Origin of the sequence: Achromobacter sp. LC458, from assembly GCF_001005835.2 — a bacterium.
Classification (GTDB): domain Bacteria; phylum Pseudomonadota; class Gammaproteobacteria; order Burkholderiales; family Burkholderiaceae_B; genus Achromobacter; species Achromobacter spanius_B.
In genome coordinates, this window is the sequence record NZ_LBHW02000021.1 from 88,818 (window position 1) to 107,283 (window position 18,466).

The 18,466-nt window shown below is 64.4% G+C and carries 20 protein-coding genes; 14 read left to right on the forward strand and 6 right to left on the reverse strand.

From position 1 onward, the window contains the following. Nucleotides 1–50: 50 nt before the first annotated feature. On the forward strand, nucleotides 51–431 hold the full coding sequence (locus tag YH64_RS18230) for a DCC1-like thiol-disulfide oxidoreductase family protein (RefSeq protein ID WP_046805857.1): 381 nt from the start codon (nucleotides 51–53) through the stop codon (nucleotides 429–431). A 10-nt stretch (nucleotides 432–441) separates the two neighbouring features. On the opposite strand, the gene YH64_RS18235 is transcribed toward YH64_RS18230, so the two are convergent. Then, nucleotides 442–1,341 carry a LysR family transcriptional regulator gene (locus tag YH64_RS18235; RefSeq protein WP_046805918.1) on the reverse strand — a complete coding sequence of 300 codons (900 nt, stop codon included), beginning with the start codon at nucleotides 1,339–1,341 and terminating at the stop codon, nucleotides 442–444. 178 nt (nucleotides 1,342–1,519) lie between these two features. Between YH64_RS18235 and YH64_RS18240 the strand changes: the two genes are divergently transcribed. Beyond that, complete coding sequence (locus YH64_RS18240) at nucleotides 1,520–2,515, forward strand: tripartite tricarboxylate transporter substrate binding protein (RefSeq protein ID WP_104143719.1); 996 nt, start codon at nucleotides 1,520–1,522, stop codon at nucleotides 2,513–2,515. Nucleotides 2,516–2,592: 77 nt separating this feature from the next. Next, nucleotides 2,593–3,558 (forward strand): 2-hydroxyacid dehydrogenase, encoded by a 966-nt coding sequence (locus YH64_RS18245; protein ID WP_046805855.1) that lies wholly within the window; start codon nucleotides 2,593–2,595, stop codon nucleotides 3,556–3,558. 8 nt (nucleotides 3,559–3,566) lie between these two features. Here YH64_RS18245 and YH64_RS18250 read toward each other — a convergent pair whose 3' ends face one another. Then, entirely contained in the window at nucleotides 3,567–3,968 is a 402-nt protein-coding gene (locus YH64_RS18250; RefSeq protein WP_046805917.1) for an Imm1 family immunity protein, read from the reverse strand. Between the two features lie 149 nt (nucleotides 3,969–4,117). Here YH64_RS18250 and YH64_RS18255 point away from each other — a divergent pair, with 149 nt between their 5' ends. Continuing rightward, entirely contained in the window at nucleotides 4,118–4,651 is a 534-nt protein-coding gene (locus YH64_RS18255; RefSeq protein WP_046805854.1) for a hypothetical protein, read from the forward strand. 120 nt (nucleotides 4,652–4,771) lie between these two features. Here the strand turns inward: YH64_RS18255 and YH64_RS18260 are convergent, their stop codons facing one another. Further along, the gene (locus YH64_RS18260) at nucleotides 4,772–4,978 is read right to left on the reverse strand and encodes a hypothetical protein (RefSeq protein ID WP_046805853.1); all 207 of its coding nucleotides are present in this window, start codon (nucleotides 4,976–4,978) and stop codon (nucleotides 4,772–4,774) included. A 225-nt stretch (nucleotides 4,979–5,203) separates the two neighbouring features. Beyond that, nucleotides 5,204–5,542 (reverse strand): ISC system 2Fe-2S type ferredoxin, encoded by a 339-nt coding sequence (gene fdx, locus YH64_RS18265; protein ID WP_046805852.1) that lies wholly within the window; start codon nucleotides 5,540–5,542, stop codon nucleotides 5,204–5,206. Between the two features lie 196 nt (nucleotides 5,543–5,738). On the opposite strand from fdx, the gene YH64_RS18270 reads away from it, so the two are divergent. After that, nucleotides 5,739–6,464 (forward strand): carbonic anhydrase, encoded by a 726-nt coding sequence (locus tag YH64_RS18270; protein WP_046805851.1) that lies wholly within the window; start codon nucleotides 5,739–5,741, stop codon nucleotides 6,462–6,464. Nucleotides 6,465–6,598: 134 nt separating this feature from the next. Here the strand turns inward: YH64_RS18270 and YH64_RS18275 are convergent, their stop codons facing one another. Together YH64_RS18275 and YH64_RS18280 are read right to left on the reverse strand one after the other, a co-directional pair. After that, nucleotides 6,599–7,774, reverse strand: coding sequence for a PHB depolymerase family esterase (locus YH64_RS18275; protein WP_046805850.1), 1,176 nt, complete (start codon nucleotides 7,772–7,774; stop codon nucleotides 6,599–6,601). A 29-nt stretch (nucleotides 7,775–7,803) separates the two neighbouring features. Continuing rightward, nucleotides 7,804–8,226: a CopG family transcriptional regulator gene (locus YH64_RS18280; RefSeq protein ID WP_046805916.1), complete on the reverse strand. Its 423-nt coding sequence runs from the start codon at nucleotides 8,224–8,226 to the stop codon at nucleotides 7,804–7,806. A gap of 227 nt (nucleotides 8,227–8,453) precedes the next feature. On the opposite strand from YH64_RS18280, the gene YH64_RS18285 reads away from it, so the two are divergent. From YH64_RS18285 to YH64_RS18325, 9 genes are all read left to right on the forward strand, one after another. Then, nucleotides 8,454–9,443: a LysR family transcriptional regulator gene (locus YH64_RS18285; RefSeq protein WP_046805849.1), complete on the forward strand. Its 990-nt coding sequence runs from the start codon at nucleotides 8,454–8,456 to the stop codon at nucleotides 9,441–9,443. After that, nucleotides 9,440–10,927 carry an NAD(P)/FAD-dependent oxidoreductase gene (locus YH64_RS18290; protein ID WP_046805848.1) on the forward strand — a complete coding sequence of 496 codons (1,488 nt, stop codon included), beginning with the start codon at nucleotides 9,440–9,442 and terminating at the stop codon, nucleotides 10,925–10,927. The genes YH64_RS18285 and YH64_RS18290 overlap by 4 nt, the downstream gene beginning before the upstream one ends. Next, nucleotides 10,924–11,898 (forward strand): ABC transporter permease, encoded by a 975-nt coding sequence (locus tag YH64_RS18295; protein ID WP_046805847.1) that lies wholly within the window; start codon nucleotides 10,924–10,926, stop codon nucleotides 11,896–11,898. The genes YH64_RS18290 and YH64_RS18295 overlap by 4 nt, the downstream gene beginning before the upstream one ends. After that, nucleotides 11,895–12,812 carry an ABC transporter permease gene (locus YH64_RS18300; RefSeq protein WP_046805846.1) on the forward strand — a complete coding sequence of 306 codons (918 nt, stop codon included), beginning with the start codon at nucleotides 11,895–11,897 and terminating at the stop codon, nucleotides 12,810–12,812. The genes YH64_RS18295 and YH64_RS18300 overlap by 4 nt, the downstream gene beginning before the upstream one ends. Next, nucleotides 12,809–13,822, forward strand: a complete 1,014-nt coding sequence (locus YH64_RS18305; RefSeq protein ID WP_046805845.1) for an ABC transporter ATP-binding protein — start codon at nucleotides 12,809–12,811, stop codon at nucleotides 13,820–13,822. The genes YH64_RS18300 and YH64_RS18305 overlap by 4 nt, the downstream gene beginning before the upstream one ends. After that, the gene (locus tag YH64_RS18310) at nucleotides 13,819–14,835 is read left to right on the forward strand and encodes an ABC transporter ATP-binding protein (RefSeq protein ID WP_046805844.1); all 1,017 of its coding nucleotides are present in this window, start codon (nucleotides 13,819–13,821) and stop codon (nucleotides 14,833–14,835) included. Before YH64_RS18305 ends, YH64_RS18310 begins: the two co-directional genes overlap by 4 nt. Nucleotides 14,836–14,935: 100 nt before the next feature. Further along, complete coding sequence (locus YH64_RS18315) at nucleotides 14,936–16,519, forward strand: ABC transporter substrate-binding protein (protein WP_046805843.1); 1,584 nt, start codon at nucleotides 14,936–14,938, stop codon at nucleotides 16,517–16,519. A 3-nt stretch (nucleotides 16,520–16,522) separates the two neighbouring features. Continuing rightward, nucleotides 16,523–17,992 (forward strand): acyl-CoA thioester hydrolase/BAAT C-terminal domain-containing protein, encoded by a 1,470-nt coding sequence (locus YH64_RS18320; RefSeq protein ID WP_046805842.1) that lies wholly within the window; start codon nucleotides 16,523–16,525, stop codon nucleotides 17,990–17,992. A gap of 24 nt (nucleotides 17,993–18,016) precedes the next feature. Continuing rightward, nucleotides 18,017–18,466 (forward strand): CMD domain-containing protein (locus YH64_RS18325; RefSeq protein WP_370512760.1); only part of this gene is annotated, 450 nt, incomplete at its 3' end.

Genomic DNA, 18,466 nt, shown 5'->3' on the forward strand with positions numbered 1-18,466 from the left:
CGGCACGCATTGCGCTTTAATGGACCTGTATTTTCAACCCAAGGTGCATCATGTCCATCTCCAAAAACTTCCTGTTGTACGACGGAGACTGCCCCTTCTGCTCGAACTACGTGCGGATGCTGCAATTGCAGAAAGCGGTGGGGCCGATCGACCTGCTGAACATGCGCGACCACCCGGACCTGGCCGTGGCCTACAAGGCGCAAGGCTACGACTTGAACCAGGGCATGCTGCTGCACCTGGACGGGCAAGACTACTGGGGCGCCGATTGCATCAACCGGCTGGCCCTGATCAGCACCAGCAACGACCTGTTCAACAGCGTGAACGCCGCCGTGTTCCGCAACCCCTGCCTGTCCACGGCGTTGTACCCGTTCATGCGTACCGGCCGTAGTTTGGCGTTGACGCTGCTGGGCAAGCGCAAGATGCAGCTGTAGGCACGGCGGCCTACGGCGCGCGGCGCCCCGCGCCATCCACCCCCACCACGCGTTCCAGAAACGCGTCCAGCGCGGGATTGTCATGCTGGGCGTGCCACGCCAAATACATATCCGCGTAAAGGTCGCGCTGGCCGATCGGACGAAACTCCACGCCTTCAAAGCGCAGTTCACGCGCGGAATCCGGCACGATGCCCACGCCCAGCCCCGCCCGCACCAGCGCCAGCAAGGTATGGGTTTGCCCCGCCCGTTGCACATAGTTCGGCTGCACATCGGCCAGCCCAAACGCGCCCACGATACGGTCGTAAAAATACTTGCCATCACGCGGCGAATACAGCACGAAGGGCTGCCCTTGCAACAAGCGCAGCGGCACCGTCTCGTGTTCGCATAACGGCGATCCGACGGGCAAGGCCAGCACCAGCGGCTCGCGCTCGACCAAACGCGATTCAATGCCCGCCTGCTGCGGCACGCTGCGCGCCAGAATCGCGTCAAGTTCGCGCGCCACCAGCAAGCGCGCCAGATCGGTGCTAACTGTTTCGCGCAGCTGGATTTCAACATCGGCCAGCAGCTTGCGCGCCCGCATGATCATCGACGGCATCAAGCGGTAGGACGCCACGGCGGTAAAGCCCAGGGTGATATGCCCGGCCTCGCCGCCCGAGGTGCGCCGCGCCGTGGCGGCGGCACGTGCCGAGAACTCCAGCAAATGACGGGCATCGCGCAGAAAGCGGCGTCCGGCGGCGCTTAGCAACACCTGCCGGCTGTTGCGCTCGAACAGCGTCACGCCCAGGTCCTGCTCCAGCAACTGGATCTGGCGCGACAGCGGCGGCTGCGTCATGCATAGCCGTTCGGCCGCACGGCCGAAGTGCAATTCCTCGGCTACCGCAATGAAACACTCGAGCTGACGAAACTCCATCGATTCAATCATTGAATTGATCAATGCTATTTATAGCTCGAACGGCTATCCATCGAAAGCCGTTTCTATACTCGCAAAAAATGGCCGCACGACGGCATCAGGGATCCAAAGGAGCATCACCGCAGCACGGTAATTTTTCGCGGCGCAAGCCGTTTCCCACCCCAAAAAGAGAAAAGATATGGAGACAACCCCCATCGCACGCCACCGCGTCCGGCTCATCGCCGCGGCGCTGGCCCTGACCGCCACCGCCGCATTGCCGTTCAGCGCGCAGGCCGCCGGTTACCCCGAGCGCCCGATCAACCTGATCGTGCCTTTTTCACCGGGCGGCGGCACCGACATCTCGGCGCGCCTGTTGGCGGCGGCGTTGGGCGACAAGCTGGCGTCGTCCGTGGTGGTGGACAACCGCCCCGGCGCGGGCGGCCAGATCGCCGCCGACCTGGTGGCGCGTTCGCCCGCCGACGGCTACACCCTGCTGTTCGCCAATTCGGGCATGCTGGCGATCAACCCGTGGATCTACAAACTGCATTCGGACCCGGCCACCGCCTTCGCCCCCGTGTCACTCTTTTCGGACCTGCCCTTCGTGCTGGTCGTGCCCACCACCCTGCCCGCCAAGAATGTGGGCGAGCTGGTCAAGCTGGCCAAGGCGGAACCGGGCAAGCACACGTTCGCCAGCTCGGGCACGGGCGGCGCGCCGCACCTGTCCGGCGAAATCTTCCAACAGGCAACGGGCGTGGACCTGATGCACGTGCCGTACAAAGGCGGCGGCCCCGCCATGACCGACCTGATGGCCGGCCGCGTCGACATGCTGTTTGCGTCCGTACTGGAAACCATGCCCTACGTCACCGGCGGCAAGCTGCGCGCGCTGGCCGTCACGGGCGCAACGCGTTCGCCCGCCATGCCCGACGTGCCCACGATCGATGAGGCGGGCGTGAAGAACGCGCAATCCGGCTCGTGGACCGCCGTGCTGGCGCCTGCCGGCACGCCGCCGGCCGTGATTGAAAAGCTGTCGCAAGCCATTCGCGACGTGGCCAACGATCCGGTCATGAAGACCAAGCTGGAATCGCAAGGCGCCGTCGCGCACGGTTCCACCCCGCAGCAGTTGCAAGAGCTGGCCGCCAGCGAACGCGCGCGCTATGGGCAGATCATCAAGACCCGTAATATCCAGACCAATTGATCGTTGACCGGCCCGATGTTCGGGCCGGTCGCTTTCATTCCGCCATTTTCTTTCAGCCTTTCCAATAAGCCGCATCCATGACAGATTCCACGCCCTCCTCCGCCCCGCACCTGTTGATGGTCGGCCCATTGCTGCCCGATCTGGTCGCCGACCTGGAATCGCGCTATCACGTGCATCGCCTGTGGGAAGCCGCCGACGCCGATGCGCTGCTGCGTGAACACGGCGCCAACATACGCGGCATCGCCACCAGCGGACGCTTTGGTGCTACCGCCGACCTGATCAACGCGCTGCCCGCGCTGGAAGGCATTTTCAGTTTTGGCGTGGGATACGACACGATAGACCTGGCGGCAGCCCGCGAGCGCGGCGTGGTCGTCACCAACACCCCCGGCGTGCTGGACGCCTGCGTCGCCGACACGGCGTTGGCCTTGATGCTGGCCGCCCCGCGCCGCATCGCCCAAGCCGATCGCTTCGTGCGCGCCGGCCGTTGGCCCAACGAAGGCTTTCCGCTGGGCACCCGCATGAGCGGCAAGCGCTGCGGCATCGTGGGGCTGGGCAATATCGGTTTGCAGATCGCCCGCCGCGCCGCCGCCTTCGACATGCAAATTCTGTACACCAACCGCAAGCCGCGCGCGGATGCGCCGGCGGAATACCGTTACGTGCCGGACATCGAAACGCTGGCCGCGCAGTGCGACTTCCTGGTGCTGGCGGTGCCCGGTGGCGGCGCCACGCAGCACATGGTGAACGCGCGTGTGTTGGAAGCGCTGGGCCCCGACGGGTGGCTCATCAATATCGCGCGCGGCACGGTCGTGGACGAGGCCGCGCTGGTCAGCGCCCTGGAAGGCAAGCGGATTGCGGGCGCCGGGCTGGACGTGTTCGAACATGAACCCAAGACCCCGGCCGCCCTGCACGCCATGGACAACGTGGTGCTGTTGCCCCACATCGCCAGCGGCACGCACGAAACCCGCCGCGCCATGGCCGAGTTGATGGTGGCCAATCTGGACGGCTGGTTTCGGGAAGAAAAGGTGCTGACGCGGGTGGTGTAAAGCCCGGCCTACTCGCTAACCCATTGCAGATCGGGTGACGGCGCGCCTTCCTGGTGGAAATGCAGCAGCGCCGCCTTCGCCATGTCGCGGTCCACGCATTGGTATTGCTGGTAGCTGCCCGCCTGCCCGCCCACCACCACTTCCTGATCGTGGTCTTCGGACCGCGACGGGTCGATCAGCGTATAGATGCGCGCGTCGTCATCCAGCGTAATGGACACGACAAACGCGCCATCGCCGCCCCCGATCGCCATGACGGTGTCGTCTTCCGTCACGAAGGCGACGGAACTGTATTGCGCGCCGTCCAGCTGGTCCAGCGCGGCCAGCGTATCGGCGTGGGTCGGGTCGTCGCGTTCGCTGACGGCGACGCGTTCGCCCAGACGGCGTTCTTCAATCAGTTTTTTTATTTTCACAGCGTTGATGCCCCCTTGATATTGGCGCCTGGCCACCCGCATGGGCCGGCGCCGGTTCGTTGCCCCATTAAAACCGGGACGCGAAAGCAAGCAGTCTACCGGCATTAACGCGTGCCGGCGCAAGCTGGGGTTTATGCCAGAATGGCGCCATGAAATTGATCATCACCGCCGCCATTTTGCTATTGGCCACCGTGGCATCCGTGGTTTATCGGGTGACTCGACGCAGCCCGGATGACACCGGCCACCGCATACGCAGCGATATTTTCGCGGGCGGCTTGATGTTTGCGTTCATCGCGCCCGCCATTGGCGGCATCGCCGTTACGCTGGTTCTTAGCGTGCTGTCGCAAACGCCCCAAAACCTGATGATCATGGTCTTTGGCCTGCCCTGGTTTTATCTGTTTGGCGTCATTCCCGCGCTGCTGTGCGGGATCGTGGCGGGCGCGCTACGGCCGGTGCGATCCAACTGGAAAGCCTTGGGCAAGGTAGCGCTGGTCGGCCTGATCTTTGGCATGGGTGCATTCCTGCCGTTCTCCGGCCGCGACGCCGCCGTGCGCGACATGGTGTTTCCGTTATTCGTGGGTGGCCTGCCGGGCATGCTTGCCGGTTTTCTTTGTGCCTACTGGTATTACGGCAAACCCGGCAGTGTGCGTCCGGCTAACGCAGAGGCGTCGGAAACGGCGTGACGTAAAGGGAGTGACCTAAACGGGGTGACCTAAACGGGGAAACGCAAACGGGGTAACGCAAACGACGTCGCGCCCCCGGGTGCAATGACCCAGCGGGGCGCGACTGAAACCGGCCGCTGATCAGCGGTCTTCCCGCTGCTCCTGCTCTTCCGCCGCCGCCACATCCTCCAGCTTTACCGTCTGCGTACAGCCATTGGCTGCCGCGCATTGACCGGGCTGCTGGGAGCTTTTCACGCATTCGGCAAATGCCAGCGCGGCGTCCACCGTGGCGAAATGGTACGAATGGCCGTCCGCGAATGCCACCTTTCCTTCTACCGAACAGTCCATGACGTCTCCAGCTGATTGGATTCGTCCCCATAGCCGAAAGGCCAGCGACGCTTATTTGGTTCGGGTGTCGGCTTCTCGTTATTCATGATGGACTCCTAGTTTCGAATATCCAAATCCTATCGTTGGAGTCGTAACACCGATGTAAGGGATCGAAAACAAGCCCTTCAATAGGGGGAAACCCTCGCTCAGCTGGGGACCTATCGGCGGGCAGCAGCGCGTCTGACTTCAGTGATTTTCCTTCGCATGGTTGACCGTGTACTTGGGGATGTCGACCGTCACGTCCTCATCGCCGACGATGGCCTGGCAGCTTAGACGTGACTGCGGCTCGACTCCCCAGGCGCGGTCCAGCAGGTCTTCTTCGCCCTCTTCCACTTCATTCAGCGCGTCGAAACCGCTGCGCACGATGCAGTGGCATGTCGTGCAGGCGCGGCTTTGTTCGCACGCGTGTTCAATGGCTATTCCGTGGTCCAGCAGCGCGTCGCAAAGCGACGTTCCCGCGGGAACGTCCAGCTCTGCGCCGGCGGGAGCAAGATCGGGATGGGGAAGAACGGTGATTTTTGGCATAGGGCCCGCCTTATTGGGTGGTCTTGGAACATTCAAACCAGGACCCCCAGCCTAAAGATGCCCACGCTGGCAAGGTCAAGCGCCAGCCAGCCAAAACAATTGTTAAGTCCACACGGGTTACCGCGTCAGAACACAGTTATCGCCGCACAATGATTGCGCACGAATTCTCTGGACATTTGTCCTTTGGGAGAAACCTATGTGCGACTGTGCTGATTGCCTGACTGCTTCCACGCTGGACAACCCCCGCCGCCGCCTGCTGTTGGGCGCGGCGGGTCTGGCGGCTTTTGGCGCGACGGGCTGGGCGGAAACCGCCTATGCCGAAGTCCCGTCGAATGACATTGGTGGCGAAGAGGCGTTGAAACGACTGCTGGCCGGCAACGCCCGGTATGCGGCCAACAAACCCAATATGCGGGACTTTTCAGCGGGCCGGGCGGCTCGCGTCAAAACGCAGAAACCGATTGCCGCGATACTCAGTTGTTCGGATTCCCGGGTGGCGCCGGAATTGGCCTTCGACCAGAACCCGGGCGATGTATTTATCGTTCGCGTGGCGGGAAACTTCGTCAATGACGATGGCTTGGCCAGTTTTGAATATGCCGCCAAGTTTCTGAACGTGCCGCTGATCGTGGTGCTGGGCCATAACAATTGCGGGGCGGTGGATGCCACGGTAAAGGTGCTGAAAGAAAACGCCGAGCTGCCCGGCCATCTGCCCGAACTGGTCAACGCCATCAAGCCCGCCGTGGAACGCGCCAGCCAGGGCGAACCGAAAAACCTGCTGGCCGCCGCCATCGCTGAAAACGTCCGATTGGCCGTCCAGCGATTACAGAGCGCGCAGCCGGTGTTGAAAAGCATGGTCGAGCAAAAGAAGCTGATGGTGGCGGGCGGCGCGTACGACTTGGCCACTGGGAAGGTGACGCTGGTTTGATCGCGCGGGGCTGATGGTTCAGCCTCATCCGTGTGGGCACGGTCGCGGCCTTCCTTGGTTGGAAGGCCGCGACCGGATAGCAAGGAATGACGAAGCAAGGAATGACGACCCCCAGTGCTGGGGTCCTTATTCCCTTACTGCTTCGTCGCCAACGGATGCTCGAAGAAAAACCGCAGCATCTCTTGCGTGGCATCCGGGCCAGAAGCATCCGTGTACGAGCCCTTGGGCGACCCGCCTGCCCAGGCATGGCCCGCGCCGTGCACCACCCAATATTCCGCTACCACCTTGCCCGATGCGTCCATATATACGCGCTTGGTGCTGTCGCGCCCCCGGTTAGCGCCCGCCACACGCTGGCTTTGGACCTGGGCATTCGCCCCGGCGCTGGCGGCCACGACCGCATCGCCATTGCTCGGATGCACGGTGGCGTCGCGGTCGCCGTGAAAGACAATCGTCGGCACCGGCGTGCCGGACGCCGCGCCGGGGCGCACGCCGATCCCCTTCATGGCGGACAAGGCCGACGGCAGATCCGTGGCCGCGCCCGCCGCCAGGCCGGAATGCACGCCGGCGGCTGCATACAGCTGCGGATAAGTATTGGCCAAAATCGCGGCCATCGCGCCGCCTGCTGACAAACCCGCCACGTACACACGGCGCGGGTCGATGCCATATTCGGCGATGACGTGGCGCGTCATGTCGGCCAAGATCGACGGCTCGCCTTTGCCAGCCTGCTGGTGATTGTGCTTGAACCAGTTCCAGCACTTTTGCGGATTGGTCTCGCGCGGCTGCACCGGATACAGCACATAGAAACCTTGCTTGCGCGCGGCCTCATTCATCGCGGTGCCGGCGGCAAAGTCGTCGGCATCCTGCGTGCAGCCGTGCAGCATCACAACCAGCGGCCGAGCTTGCCCGTTTGCACCGGGCGGCACATACAACTTGTAGGCCCGCTGGCCGGCGCTATTGCGAAACGAGCCGGCCGTAAAGTAATCACCCGGCGTGGCCGAAGATTCGCCGGGCGCCCGGGGCGTGGCGGGGGTGTGGGGGTTTTGCCCGACGTCGTCGTCCCGGGCCTGGGACGGCGCGGGGGTGGAGTGGGAGCCGGAGTCAGAGGACGCGGCAGCGCTTACCGTCGACGCAGGAACCTCGCGCGCCTCGACATCAATGACATCGGCCTCGTCATAGCGCGGCGAAGCAGATGCCGCCGTGGGCGACGCGCCCATCAAGGCGGCCTGGATGGCGGCGGTGGCCGCGGCCAGGTTGCCGGACCGGGTAAGGCGCGTGGCCTGGCTCATCAACTGCTGAAAATCTGGATGCATGGAGTGACCTTTAAAGCGGCAATAACGTGTCAGCGGATGCGCTGACGCAGGGCGGCCTTGACTGCGGGGCTGGCGTGCAACGCGCCCAGCACCGTCACGGATTCAATCGTGGCAAGCGCCAATTCGGGCGTGACGTCGGGCGCGATGGTCGCCAGCCCCAGGATTCGGATCTGCAACATCTGCCCGGCAGCCTGCACCGCCAGCAAGTCGTCGGCCGTGTAGTGCTGAATGCCCAGCACCAAGGTTTTTCGGCTGACCGCCTGCCGCACCGCGTCGCCATGGGCGGCAAGCTGGTTGCGGATTGCGGTGCGGATCAGGTCGGTACGGTTGGCGTAGAAGCCTTCCTGGACCAGAAGATCGATCTGCCCCAGGTCGACATAACCGAGGTTGATCGTGATCTTTTCGTCCGAAGGCTTAGGGGCGGAAGCGAGGCTTGGAGGGCGAGGAGGCATGGACGGAATCTTAAAACCATCCAAGTGGATGGCCTATGGATGTTTCAATTTGACGGACTTTCCCGCCACACCCGCGCATTCGCTCCGTCCCTAAGCCCTTGAAATAACGCGTAGTTATGAAAAAGCATAAGGAAATCCCCTATTAGGGAATTTGCTTATGCCTTTTAACTATTTGCTGCGCGCATACTTGCCGGGCAAGAATTCGCCCTGAGCATAAAGCAACACAGATGGAACTTCGCCAACTCGAGGCCTTCGCGGCCGTCATGTCCACAGGTAGCGTCACCGCTGCCGGGCGCCTGCTTGGGCGCTCGCAGCCGGCCATCAGCCGCCTGTTGCAAGAGCTGGAAGCTGAGATCGGCTATGCCCTGTTCAACCGCAGCGGACCGCGCGTCACGCCTACCGAACAGGGCTTTCTGCTGTATGACGACGTAGAACGCGCGCTGGCCGGCTTGCAGCAGATTCGCAGCCGCGCCGAAGAAATTGCGCGGGGCCAAGCCAAGCCGTTGCTGCTGGCGGCAACGTCGGCGCTGGCCGCCGGCCTGCTGCCCGACGCGCTCAAGCGCATCGAATCCCAAACCGGCGCCACGCGCGTGCAAGTGCGCAGCGCCTCGCCCGAACGCGTGGTGCACGCGGTGCTGACCGGCGCCGCGCAACTGGGCGCCACCAGTTTGCCGCTGGAACATCGCGGCCTGACGGTGCATTGGATTGCCCAAGCGCCCTGTGTCGTGGCACTGCGCGACGACGACCCGCTGGCCGCGCACGACGTGGTGCCCGTTCATCTTCTAGCCGGCCGCCGCCTGATCACCATGGCCAACCCGTACCGGCTGCGTCGCCGCCTGGACGCCGCGCTGGCGCCGGACGGCAACGCGCCGGGCACCATCGAAACCAATTCTTCCGTCAATGCCCTGGCCGCCGTGCGCGCCGGGCTGGGCGTGTCGGTGCTGGAACCGATCACCGCTTACGGCGTCCCGATGCCGGGCGTGGCGATCCGCCCCATCGACCTGGACATTCCTTTTTTCTTCGGGGTCATCACCCCGCAATCGCAACCGCAATCGCAACCGTTGACGCCCGCCTGCCAGGCCATGGCCGACGCCCTGGCCGAAGCCGCCGCCGCCCTGCTGCCCGGTTTTGTGCTGCACGACGCCTGCGAACACGCGGCGCTGTTGCAGTCGATCTACGGTGATGACGCCCCTGTTTTGGACACCCCCACACTATGAATCTGCCCATTGCCACCCCGCCGCAAGGCCTGGATGCGCTGGAAGCGCGTCTGCGGCAAGACCTGTCCTGGCTGGAAATTCCCGCCAAGAACTGGGTTGCGCCCCGTCTGGTTGATGGACAACAGGTACTGGACGTTGTCGTCATCGGCGGCGGCATGGCCGGCCTGGCCGCGGCCGCGTCGTTGACGCACCTGGGCATCACCGCGCCCATCTTCGACCAGGCGCCCGAAGGCTACGAAGGCCCGTGGGCCACCACCGCCCGCATGGAAACGCTGCGTAGTCCCAAGCAGCTGACCGGCCCCGCGCTGGGCTTGCCCGCGCTGACGTTCCGCGCCTGGTTCGAAGCGCAATTCGGCACCGCCGAATGGGACGCGCTGGACAAGATTCCGCGCCTGCAATGGATGGACTACCTGCGCTGGTATCGCCGCGTGCTGAACCTGGACGTGCGCAACAAGCATCGCGTGCTGTCCGTGCAACCCCGCGCCGACCGCCTGGTGCAACTGGACATCGAATCGCCCGCCGGACGCAGCACCGTGCTGGCCCGCCGCGTGGTGCTGGCCACCGGCCGCGACGGCCTGGGCGGCGCCTATGTGCCTGACTTTGCCAAGAAACTGCCGCGTGACCGCTGGGCGCATTCGTCCGACGTGATGGACTACGCCACGCTGGCCGGCAAGCGCGTCGGCGTCGTGGGCGCGGGCGCGTCCGCCATGGACAGCGCAGGCACGGCGCTGGAAGCCGGCGCCGCCAGCGTCGACCTGCTGATCCGCCGCAACGACATCCCGCGCGTGAACAAGGGCAAAGGCGCGGGCAACCCCGGCCTGACCCACGGCCACCTGACCCTGCCCGACGAATGGAAGTGGAAGATCCGCCACTACATCAACGCCGCGCAAGTGCCGCCCCCGCGCGGCAGCACCTTGCGCGTGTCGCGCTTCCCGAACGCCCGCTTCAACCTGGGCTGTGGCGTGCAAGACCTGGCCTTGGTCGGCGAGGACATCCACGTCACCACGCCCAAGGGCGTGTTCGTGCTGGACTTCCTGATCTTCTCGACAGGCTTTCGTATCGACTGGACCGTGCGCCCGGAATTCGCACCGCTGGCGCCCCACGTGCGCAACTGGGGCGACCGGTTCACCCCGCCCCCCGGCGAAGAAGACCAGGAACTGCATGACTCGCCCGACCTGGGCGCCGTCTTTGAATTGCAGGAAAAAGTGCCCGGCGCCTGCCCGGGCCTGGACCGCGTGCACTGCTTTTCCTACCCTGCCGCGTTGACCCAAGGCACGATCTCGGGCGACATCCCCGCCATCAGCGACGGCGCCAAGCGCCTGGCGCAAGGCATCGCCGGCCTGTTCTACCGCGAGGACGTCGAAACGTACTACGCGAATATGGAAGCGTTTTCGGAACCGGAAGTGTTCGGCGATGAATGGACGCCGGCCCCGCCGCCCGCGGCAATTGCCACCCCGGCCTCGCAAGCGGAGACCACGCAATGACCGGTTGGTTGATACGCCGTGTCGCGCAAGCGGCGGTGGTGGTGTTGCTGATGACGCTGATCGTCTTCGTGGGCCTGCACGCCATCGGCAACCCCGTGGACATCCTGATCGGCCAGGACGTGGACCAGGTGGACCGCGCCCGCATCATCGCGGAACTGGGCCTGGACAAGCCGCTGTGGCAGCAATACCTGGGCTTTCTGAACGGGGCGCTGCACGGCAACCTCGGCAACAGCTTCGTCTACAACATCCCCGCGATTGAACTGGTGATCCAGCGCCTGCCCGCCACGCTGGAACTGGCGATCAGCGCGCTGCTGCTGGCCGTCATCATCGGCCTGCCGCTGGGCTTGATTGCCGGCCTGTACCCCGACAGCCGCTTTTCCAAAATGATCATGGCCGGCAGCATCGTCGGCTTCTCGCTGCCCACGTTCTGGGTCGCGCTGATGCTGATCATGACGTTCAGCGTGTCGCTGGGCTGGCTGCCCGCCAGCGGCCGGGGGCAGACGGTGGAATTCCTGGGCTTTCAGTGGTCGTGGCTAACCGCCGACGGCTGGCGCCATTTGATCCTGCCCGCGCTGAACCTGTCGCTGTTCAAGATTTCGCTTGTCATCCGCCTGACCCGCGCCGGCGTGCGCGACGTGATGCCGCTGGACTTCGTGAAGTTTGCGCGTGCCAAGGGCTTGTCGCCGTTTCGCGTGGTCTGTGTGCACGTGCTGCGCAACACGATGATCCCGCTGGTGACCGTGCTGGGCCTGGAGCTGGGTTCGACCATCGCGTTCGCCGTCATCACGGAGAGCATTTTCTCGTGGCCTGGCGCCGGCAAGCTGATTCTGGACAGCCTGAACGCGCTGGACCGCCCCGTCATCGTCGCCTACCTGATCGTGGTGGTGTGCCTGTTCGTCACGCTGAACCTGATCGTGGACATTCTTTATAAAGTGCTGGACCCCCGGGTACGGCTGGAGGGCTCGGCATGAGCACCACTGCAACCCCTGACAAGATTCCGGCCCTGCGCCGTGAATCGCCCTGGCGCCGCAACCTGACCGAATTCCTGTCGTCCAAGACGGCGGTGTTCGGCCTGGCCGTGGCCACCCTGCTGATTCTGGCCGCCATCTTTGCGCCGTGGATCTCGCCGCAGAACCCGTATGACCTGCTGCAAATCGACGTGCTGGATTCCCGCATGCCGCCGGGTTCCATGAACGGCCTGGACACCTTCCACTACTGGCTGGGCACCGACGGCCAAGGGCGCGATCTGCTGTCCGGCATTCTGTACGGCCTGCGCATCAGCTTGATGGTGGGCGTGGGCTCGGCCGTTATCGCCGGCATCGTCGGCACGCTGCTGGGCCTGCTTGCCGCCTACGCGGGTGGCAAGGTCGACGCCTTCATCATGCGTTTGGTCGACCTGATCCTGTCGTTCCCGTCCATCCTGGTGGCCATGATGATCCTGGCCTTTCTGGGCAAGGGCGTGGGCAACGTGGTGCTGACGCTGGTGATTCTGGAATGGGCCTATTACGCCCGCACCGCGCGCGGACAAGCGCTGGTGGAACGCCGCCGTGAATATGTGGAAGCCGCCCGCTGCCTGGACATTCCCAACTGGCGGATCATGCTCAAGCACATTCTGCCCAACTGCCTGCCGCCGCTGATTGTGATTGGCACCTTGCAGATTGCGCGCGCCATCACGCTGGAAGCCACCTTGAGCTTTCTGGGCCTGGGCGTGCCGGTGACCGAACCGTCGCTGGGCCTGCTGATTTCCAACGGCTTTCAATACATGCTGTCCGGCGAATACTGGATCAGCTTCTACCCCGGCATCGCGCTGCTGATCACCATCGTCGCCATCAACCTGGTGGGCGACCGCCTGCGCGACGTGCTGAACCCAAGGACTCACAAATGACCGACCGCACCGCTTTCGCTGGCGCGCCGGCCACGCTTGAAGTGCGCAACCTGCGCACGCACTTTCATACCCGCGCGGGCGTGCTGCCCGCCGTGGACGACGTGTCGTTCACGCTGGAGCGCGGCAAGATTCTGGGCCTGGTCGGAGAATCCGGCTCGGGCAAATCCGTGACGGGCTTTTCCATCATGGGTCTGGTCGACGCGCCGGGCCGCATCGTGGGCGGAGAAATCCTGTTCCAGGGCCGCGACCTGACCAAGCTGGCGCCGCGTGAACTGCGCAAGTTGCAAGGCAACCGCATCGCCATGATCTTTCAAGATCCGATGATGACGCTGAACCCGGTCCTGCGCGTGGACGTGCAGATGATCGAAACCGTGCGCGCGCATAACAAGATGAGCAAGGCACAAGCCCGCACACTGGCCCGCGACACGCTGGGCATGATGGGCATCCCCAGCCCCGAAGAACGCTTGCTGGCCTACCCGCACCAACTGTCCGGCGGCATGCGCCAGCGCGTGGCCATTGCCATCGCCATGCTGCACCGCCCCGACCTGATCATTGCCGACGAACCCACCACTGCGCTGGACGTCACCATCCAGGCGCAGATTCTGTCTGAAGTGCAAAAGCTCGCGCAGCAGCACGGCACCAGCCTGATCTGGATTACGCATGATCTGTCCGTGGTGGCGGGCCTTGCTGATGACGTGGCCGTGATGTACGCCGGCCGCATCGTTGAACACGGCAAGGTCGACGACGTGCTTGACCGCCCGCAGCACCCCTACACCGTCGGCCTGATCGACAGCCTGCCCAGCAATAACCTGCGGGGCCAGCGCCTGCGCCAGATTCCCGGCATGACGCCCAACCTGCTGCACCTGCCCGCCGGCTGCGCATTTTCGGCGCGCTGCTCGCGCGCCACCGCCGCCTGTGGCCAGCAACCCGGCATCACGCAAGCTCTGCCCGAACACGATGTGCGCTGCTTCCATCCGACTATCCAGATCCACAACGAGGTGACGGCATGACTGTATCCGCCGCCCCCACGCCGCTGATTGACCTTTCTCAAGTCAGCAAGCGCTTTGGCGAAAGAAAGGTCGGCGCAGCCGGCCGCGCCATGCAGCGCATGGGCCTGTCCAAGCCGCCCGCCATCACGCGTGCGGTCGACCACGTGGACCTGATCGTGAACCCCGGCGAAGTCGTCGGCCTGGTGGGGGAATCCGGCTGCGGCAAATCCACGCTGGGCCGCATCGCCGCCGGCTTGTTGACGCCGTCCGGCGGTGAGGTTCGCATCAACGGCGTGCGCCCGTCCGACATGAACTCGGCCGCCGCCCACGCCGCGCGCCTGACCGTGCAGATGATTTTCCAGGACCCCTACGCCAGCCTCAACCCACGCCTGCGCGTGGACGAGATCGTGGGCGAAGCGGCCCGCATCCATGGGATGGTCGACAACGCGGGCTTTGACGACTACGTCAGCGCCCAGCTCGAACGCGCGGGGCTCGACCCTGCCCTGCGCCAACGTTACCCGCACCAATTCAGCGGCGGCCAACGCCAGCGCATCGGCATCGCCCGCGCGCTGGCCGTGCGGCCGTCCATGCTGGTGTGCGACGAAGCCGTGGCCGCACTCGACGTGTCCATTCAAGCCCAGATCCTGAACCTGTTCATGGACCTGCGCGAAGAACTGAACCTGACGTACCTCTTCATCAGCCATGACCTGGGCGTGGTGGAACACCTGTCTGACCGCGTCGTCATCATGTACCTGGGCCGCGTCGTGGAAACGGCCACCGTGGCCGAAGTGTTCCAGCGCCCCAACCACCCGTACACGCAAGCGCTGCTGGCGGAAATTCCCAGCCTGAAGTCGCGCCACAAGATCTTTACCGCGATCAAGGGCGAGATTCCCAGCCCGCTGAACCCGCCCGGCGGCTGCCATTTTCATCCGCGATGTCCGCATGCGATGCCGCGCTGCAAGACCGAAGTTCCCACATTGAAGGGAATCGCCATCAACCATTTAAGCGCCTGTCATTTGAACGACATGGCCTGAACCAAATTGGCGGCGTTGCCCTTAATGCCTTTATTGGCCTGAATGACAACGCAGCCTTCGGAACACTTAACTCGTTCCCCCCCTACCAAGGACCCCGAACATGAAACGCTTGATTCTTTCGACCCTGACCGCTGCCATCCTGGGCGCCTCTGCCGCCGCGTCCGCCGACAACCTGTCGATCGGTTTCGCCGACCCGCTGTCGTCCCTGGACCCGCAGCTGAACAACCACGCCGGCGACCGCTCGGTGGCCCTGCACTTCTGGGACCTGCTGATTGAGAACAAGTGGAACAAGCTTCAACCCGGCCTGGCCGTCAGCTGGAAACCGCTGGACCCCACCACCTGGGAATTCAAGCTGCGTGAAGGCGTCAAGTGGCAAGACGGCACGCCCTTCACCGCCGACGACCTGATCTATTCCTACACCCGCGCGCGCGCCGTGCCCGGCAGCGTGGCGACCTACGCCGGCTACCTGCGCACCATCGACACGATGACCGCCAAGGACCCGCTGACCCTTATCGTCAAGACCAAGGCACCCAACCCCGACCTGCCGCTGAACCTGGCATCCGTGCACGTCGTCAGCAAGCACGTTGGTGAAAAGTCCACCACCGAAGACTACAACTCGGGCAAGGCCATGGTCGGCACCGGCCCGTACAAGTTCGTGTCCTACACCCCGGGCGACCGCGTCATCATGGAACGCAACGACGGCTACTGGGGCGACAAGGCCACCTGGGACAAGGTCAACTACCGCTACATCAACAACGCCGCCTCGCGCACCGCCGCCCTGTTGGCGGGCGACGTGGACGTGATCGACAAGGTGTCGGTGTCGGACCTGGCCAAGCTGCAAAAGGCCCCGAACATCGCGGTGTACCCGTACGACGGCCTGCGCGTCATGCTGCTGCAACCCAGCTTCAACCCCGCACCCAACCAGTACATCACCGACAACAACGGCAAGCCGCTGGACAAGAACCCGCTGCTGGACCTGCGCGTGCGTCAGGCGCTGAACCTGGCCATCAACCGCAAAGCCATTTCCGACCGCATCCTGCAAGGCGCCGCCACCGAAGCCAACCAGTGGATGCCCAAGGGCACCTTCGGCTACAACCCCGACGTGAAAGACATCCCCAACGATGTCGCGCAAGCCAAGAAGCTGCTGGCCGAAGCGGGCTTTCCCGACGGCTTCAAGCTGACCATGCACGTGCCGAACGACCGCTACCCGCAAGGCCCGGAAACGGCCCAAGCCGTGGCGCAGTTCTGGACCCGCGTCGGCGTCAAGACCCAAGTGGAAGTCGTGCCATGGGCCGTGTATTCGGGCCGCGCCAACAAGAACGAATTCGCCGTCAGTATGCTGGCGTGGGGCAACGGCACGGGTGAAGCCAGCTACGCGCTGGTCAACATCCTGGCCACCGTCGACGCCAAGAAGGGCCTGGGCGCGTCCAACTGGGGCCACTACACCAACCCCAAGGTAGACGCCGCGCTGGAACAGTCCACGTCGGAATTCGATGTGGCCAAGCGTGAAGCCATCCTGCGCGACTCGGTCAAGCTGGTGTCGGACGACGTCGGCATCATCCCGCTGTTCCACTACAAGAACATCTGGGCCACCAAGAAGGGCCTGAAGGTTACGCCGATGACCAGCGACCGCACGGCCGCCATGATGGTCACCAAAGAACCCGCCGCCGCGGCCGGTAAATAAGCCATGGCGCCGACCCTGACCATCACCCCCGCGGACGCCTTGATCGACGTGCCGCGCCAGATCCGGGTGGAAAACGTGGCACCCGGCCAAACGGTGCATATCACCGCGCGCACCCGCCGCAACGGCGTGCTGTGGCAAGCCCAGGCCGCCTACACGGCGGGCGAAGACGGCGTGGTCGACCTGACCCGCGACGCGCCTATCTCGGGCGACTACACCGGTTTGTCGCCCATGGGCTTGATCTGGTCGCAAGCCCCGGTGGACTCGCCCAGCCGCGAACACTTCAACCACCCGGTGACCGATGCTTTGGTCACTGATGTGGTTGCGCGTGTGGGTGCGGTTGATGGCGGTGCGGTTGATGGCGGTGCGGAAGCCGGCGCTGAAGCCGGCGCTGATGCCGGCATTGCAGCCGACATGCAGGCCCAAGCCACGTTCACGCAACGCTTGGCGCTGGACGGCGTTACCCGCCACGAGGTCCGCGAAGAAGGCTTGGTCGGCACGCTGTACCTGCCGGCAGGCAGCAAGCCCGGTTCGCACCCCGCCGTCATGATCCTGAACGGCTCGGGCGGCGGCATCAACGAACCGCGCGCCGCGCTGTATGCATCGCGCGGCTACGCCGCCTTTGCGCTGGCCTACTTCAAAGCACCCGGCCTGTCCGACTACATCTCGAACACCCCGCTGGAATACTTCCAGACCGGCCTGCGCTGGCTGCGCAAAAAGGTTCAACCCAAGCACGACTTCGTCGCCATCAGCGGCCAATCGCGCGGCGGTGAACTCGTGCTGCTGCTGGGCGCAACCTTCCCCAAGGAAGTGTCCGCCGTCGTCGCCTACGTACCCGGCGCCGTCGTCCACAGCGGCCAGAACGCCTGCGACCCCGAGATCGGCCGCGAAGGCCCGACCTGGCTGCTGGACGGCAAGCCCATCCCCCACGTCTGGGAAAACAACCGCACCGCCACCTGGGCGCCGTTTGACGAAGGCCCATCGCCGCATCGTCACGAGAAAGCCATCCTGACCGCGCTGCAAGACCCCGACGCCGTCGCCCGCGCCCGCATACGCGTGGAAGACATCGAAGGCCCGGTCATGCTGCTGTCCGGCACCGACGATGGATCATGGCCGTCGAGCCTGTATTCGAAGATGGTGCAGGACAAACTGGTCGAGGTGAAACACCCCTACCCCGTCGAATGGCTCGACTACGAGAACGGCGGCCACTCGATCCTGTTCCCGTACGTGCCCACCACCCAGCTCGTCTACGCCCACCCCGTGTCGGGCAAGATCAGCACCAGCGGCGGGAATCCAAAAGACAACGCACGCGCCGACCAGGAATCGTGGGAAGGCGTGAAGAAGTTTTTGGACGCGGCGGTGAAGGCGCGGGCGGCTGCGGTTGCTTCGGCTAGCGCGGATTCGGGACGTTCGGATTCCCCAAGCTCGCAATCGGCTGCCGCACAGTCAACAAGCACTTCCGGCAATGCCGGCTGATCAGACACCAAGGAGAACATCCCCATGGCACAACAACCCATCGTCTATGACGCCGTCAATGATCTGGTCGACAAGCTCGTCGGCCTGACGCCCGGCAGCAAAACTTTTGAAGTCCGCCACCAACGCGAAAAAGTCGCCGCCGCCACGCAAGGCAGCTACGACGCCCTGTTCGACCCGGCCCTGCCCGGCCTGTCGCTGGCCGAACGCCTGCTGGTCGCGTTGTACGCCACCCGCATCAGCCTGTCGCCGCTGCTGGCCTCGCACTACCGCGCACGCTTGGCGGAAACCGACGCAGCCCCCGCCGACATCGCCGTCGCAGAATCCGGCACGCCGTCAGACGCCTCCACCCCGCGCTTGGCTGCCGTGTTGGAATTCACGCGCAAGCTGATCGAAAACCCCGTCGAAGGCGACGAAGCCGCCCTGAAGACCCTGCCCGCAGCCGGCGTCACCACGCCTGCGGTCGTCACCCTGTCG

What these genes read in the sequence shown, in the direction of transcription:
- YH64_RS18230 (WP_046805857.1), top strand. Translation starts at nt 51, where the DNA reads ATGTCCATCTCCAAAAACTTCCTGTTGTACGACGGAGACTGCCCCTTC.
- YH64_RS18235 (WP_046805918.1), bottom strand. Translation starts at nt 1,341, where the DNA reads ATGGAGTTTCGTCAGCTCGAGTGTTTCATTGCGGTAGCCGAGGAATTG.
- YH64_RS18240 (WP_104143719.1), top strand. Translation starts at nt 1,520, where the DNA reads ATGGAGACAACCCCCATCGCACGCCACCGCGTCCGGCTCATCGCCGCG.
- YH64_RS18245 (WP_046805855.1), top strand. Translation starts at nt 2,593, where the DNA reads ATGACAGATTCCACGCCCTCCTCCGCCCCGCACCTGTTGATGGTCGGC.
- YH64_RS18255 (WP_046805854.1), top strand. Translation starts at nt 4,118, where the DNA reads ATGAAATTGATCATCACCGCCGCCATTTTGCTATTGGCCACCGTGGCA.
- YH64_RS18260 (WP_046805853.1), bottom strand. Translation starts at nt 4,978, where the DNA reads ATGGACTGTTCGGTAGAAGGAAAGGTGGCATTCGCGGACGGCCATTCG.
- fdx (WP_046805852.1), bottom strand. Translation starts at nt 5,542, where the DNA reads ATGCCAAAAATCACCGTTCTTCCCCATCCCGATCTTGCTCCCGCCGGC.
- YH64_RS18270 (WP_046805851.1), top strand. Translation starts at nt 5,739, where the DNA reads ATGTGCGACTGTGCTGATTGCCTGACTGCTTCCACGCTGGACAACCCC.
- YH64_RS18275 (WP_046805850.1), bottom strand. Translation starts at nt 7,774, where the DNA reads ATGCATCCAGATTTTCAGCAGTTGATGAGCCAGGCCACGCGCCTTACC.
- YH64_RS18280 (WP_046805916.1), bottom strand. Translation starts at nt 8,226, where the DNA reads ATGCCTCCTCGCCCTCCAAGCCTCGCTTCCGCCCCTAAGCCTTCGGAC.
- YH64_RS18285 (WP_046805849.1), top strand. Translation starts at nt 8,454, where the DNA reads ATGGAACTTCGCCAACTCGAGGCCTTCGCGGCCGTCATGTCCACAGGT.
- YH64_RS18290 (WP_046805848.1), top strand. Translation starts at nt 9,440, where the DNA reads ATGAATCTGCCCATTGCCACCCCGCCGCAAGGCCTGGATGCGCTGGAA.
- YH64_RS18295 (WP_046805847.1), top strand. Translation starts at nt 10,924, where the DNA reads ATGACCGGTTGGTTGATACGCCGTGTCGCGCAAGCGGCGGTGGTGGTG.
- YH64_RS18300 (WP_046805846.1), top strand. Translation starts at nt 11,895, where the DNA reads ATGAGCACCACTGCAACCCCTGACAAGATTCCGGCCCTGCGCCGTGAA.
- YH64_RS18305 (WP_046805845.1), top strand. Translation starts at nt 12,809, where the DNA reads ATGACCGACCGCACCGCTTTCGCTGGCGCGCCGGCCACGCTTGAAGTG.
- YH64_RS18310 (WP_046805844.1), top strand. Translation starts at nt 13,819, where the DNA reads ATGACTGTATCCGCCGCCCCCACGCCGCTGATTGACCTTTCTCAAGTC.
- YH64_RS18315 (WP_046805843.1), top strand. Translation starts at nt 14,936, where the DNA reads ATGAAACGCTTGATTCTTTCGACCCTGACCGCTGCCATCCTGGGCGCC.
- YH64_RS18320 (WP_046805842.1), top strand. Translation starts at nt 16,523, where the DNA reads ATGGCGCCGACCCTGACCATCACCCCCGCGGACGCCTTGATCGACGTG.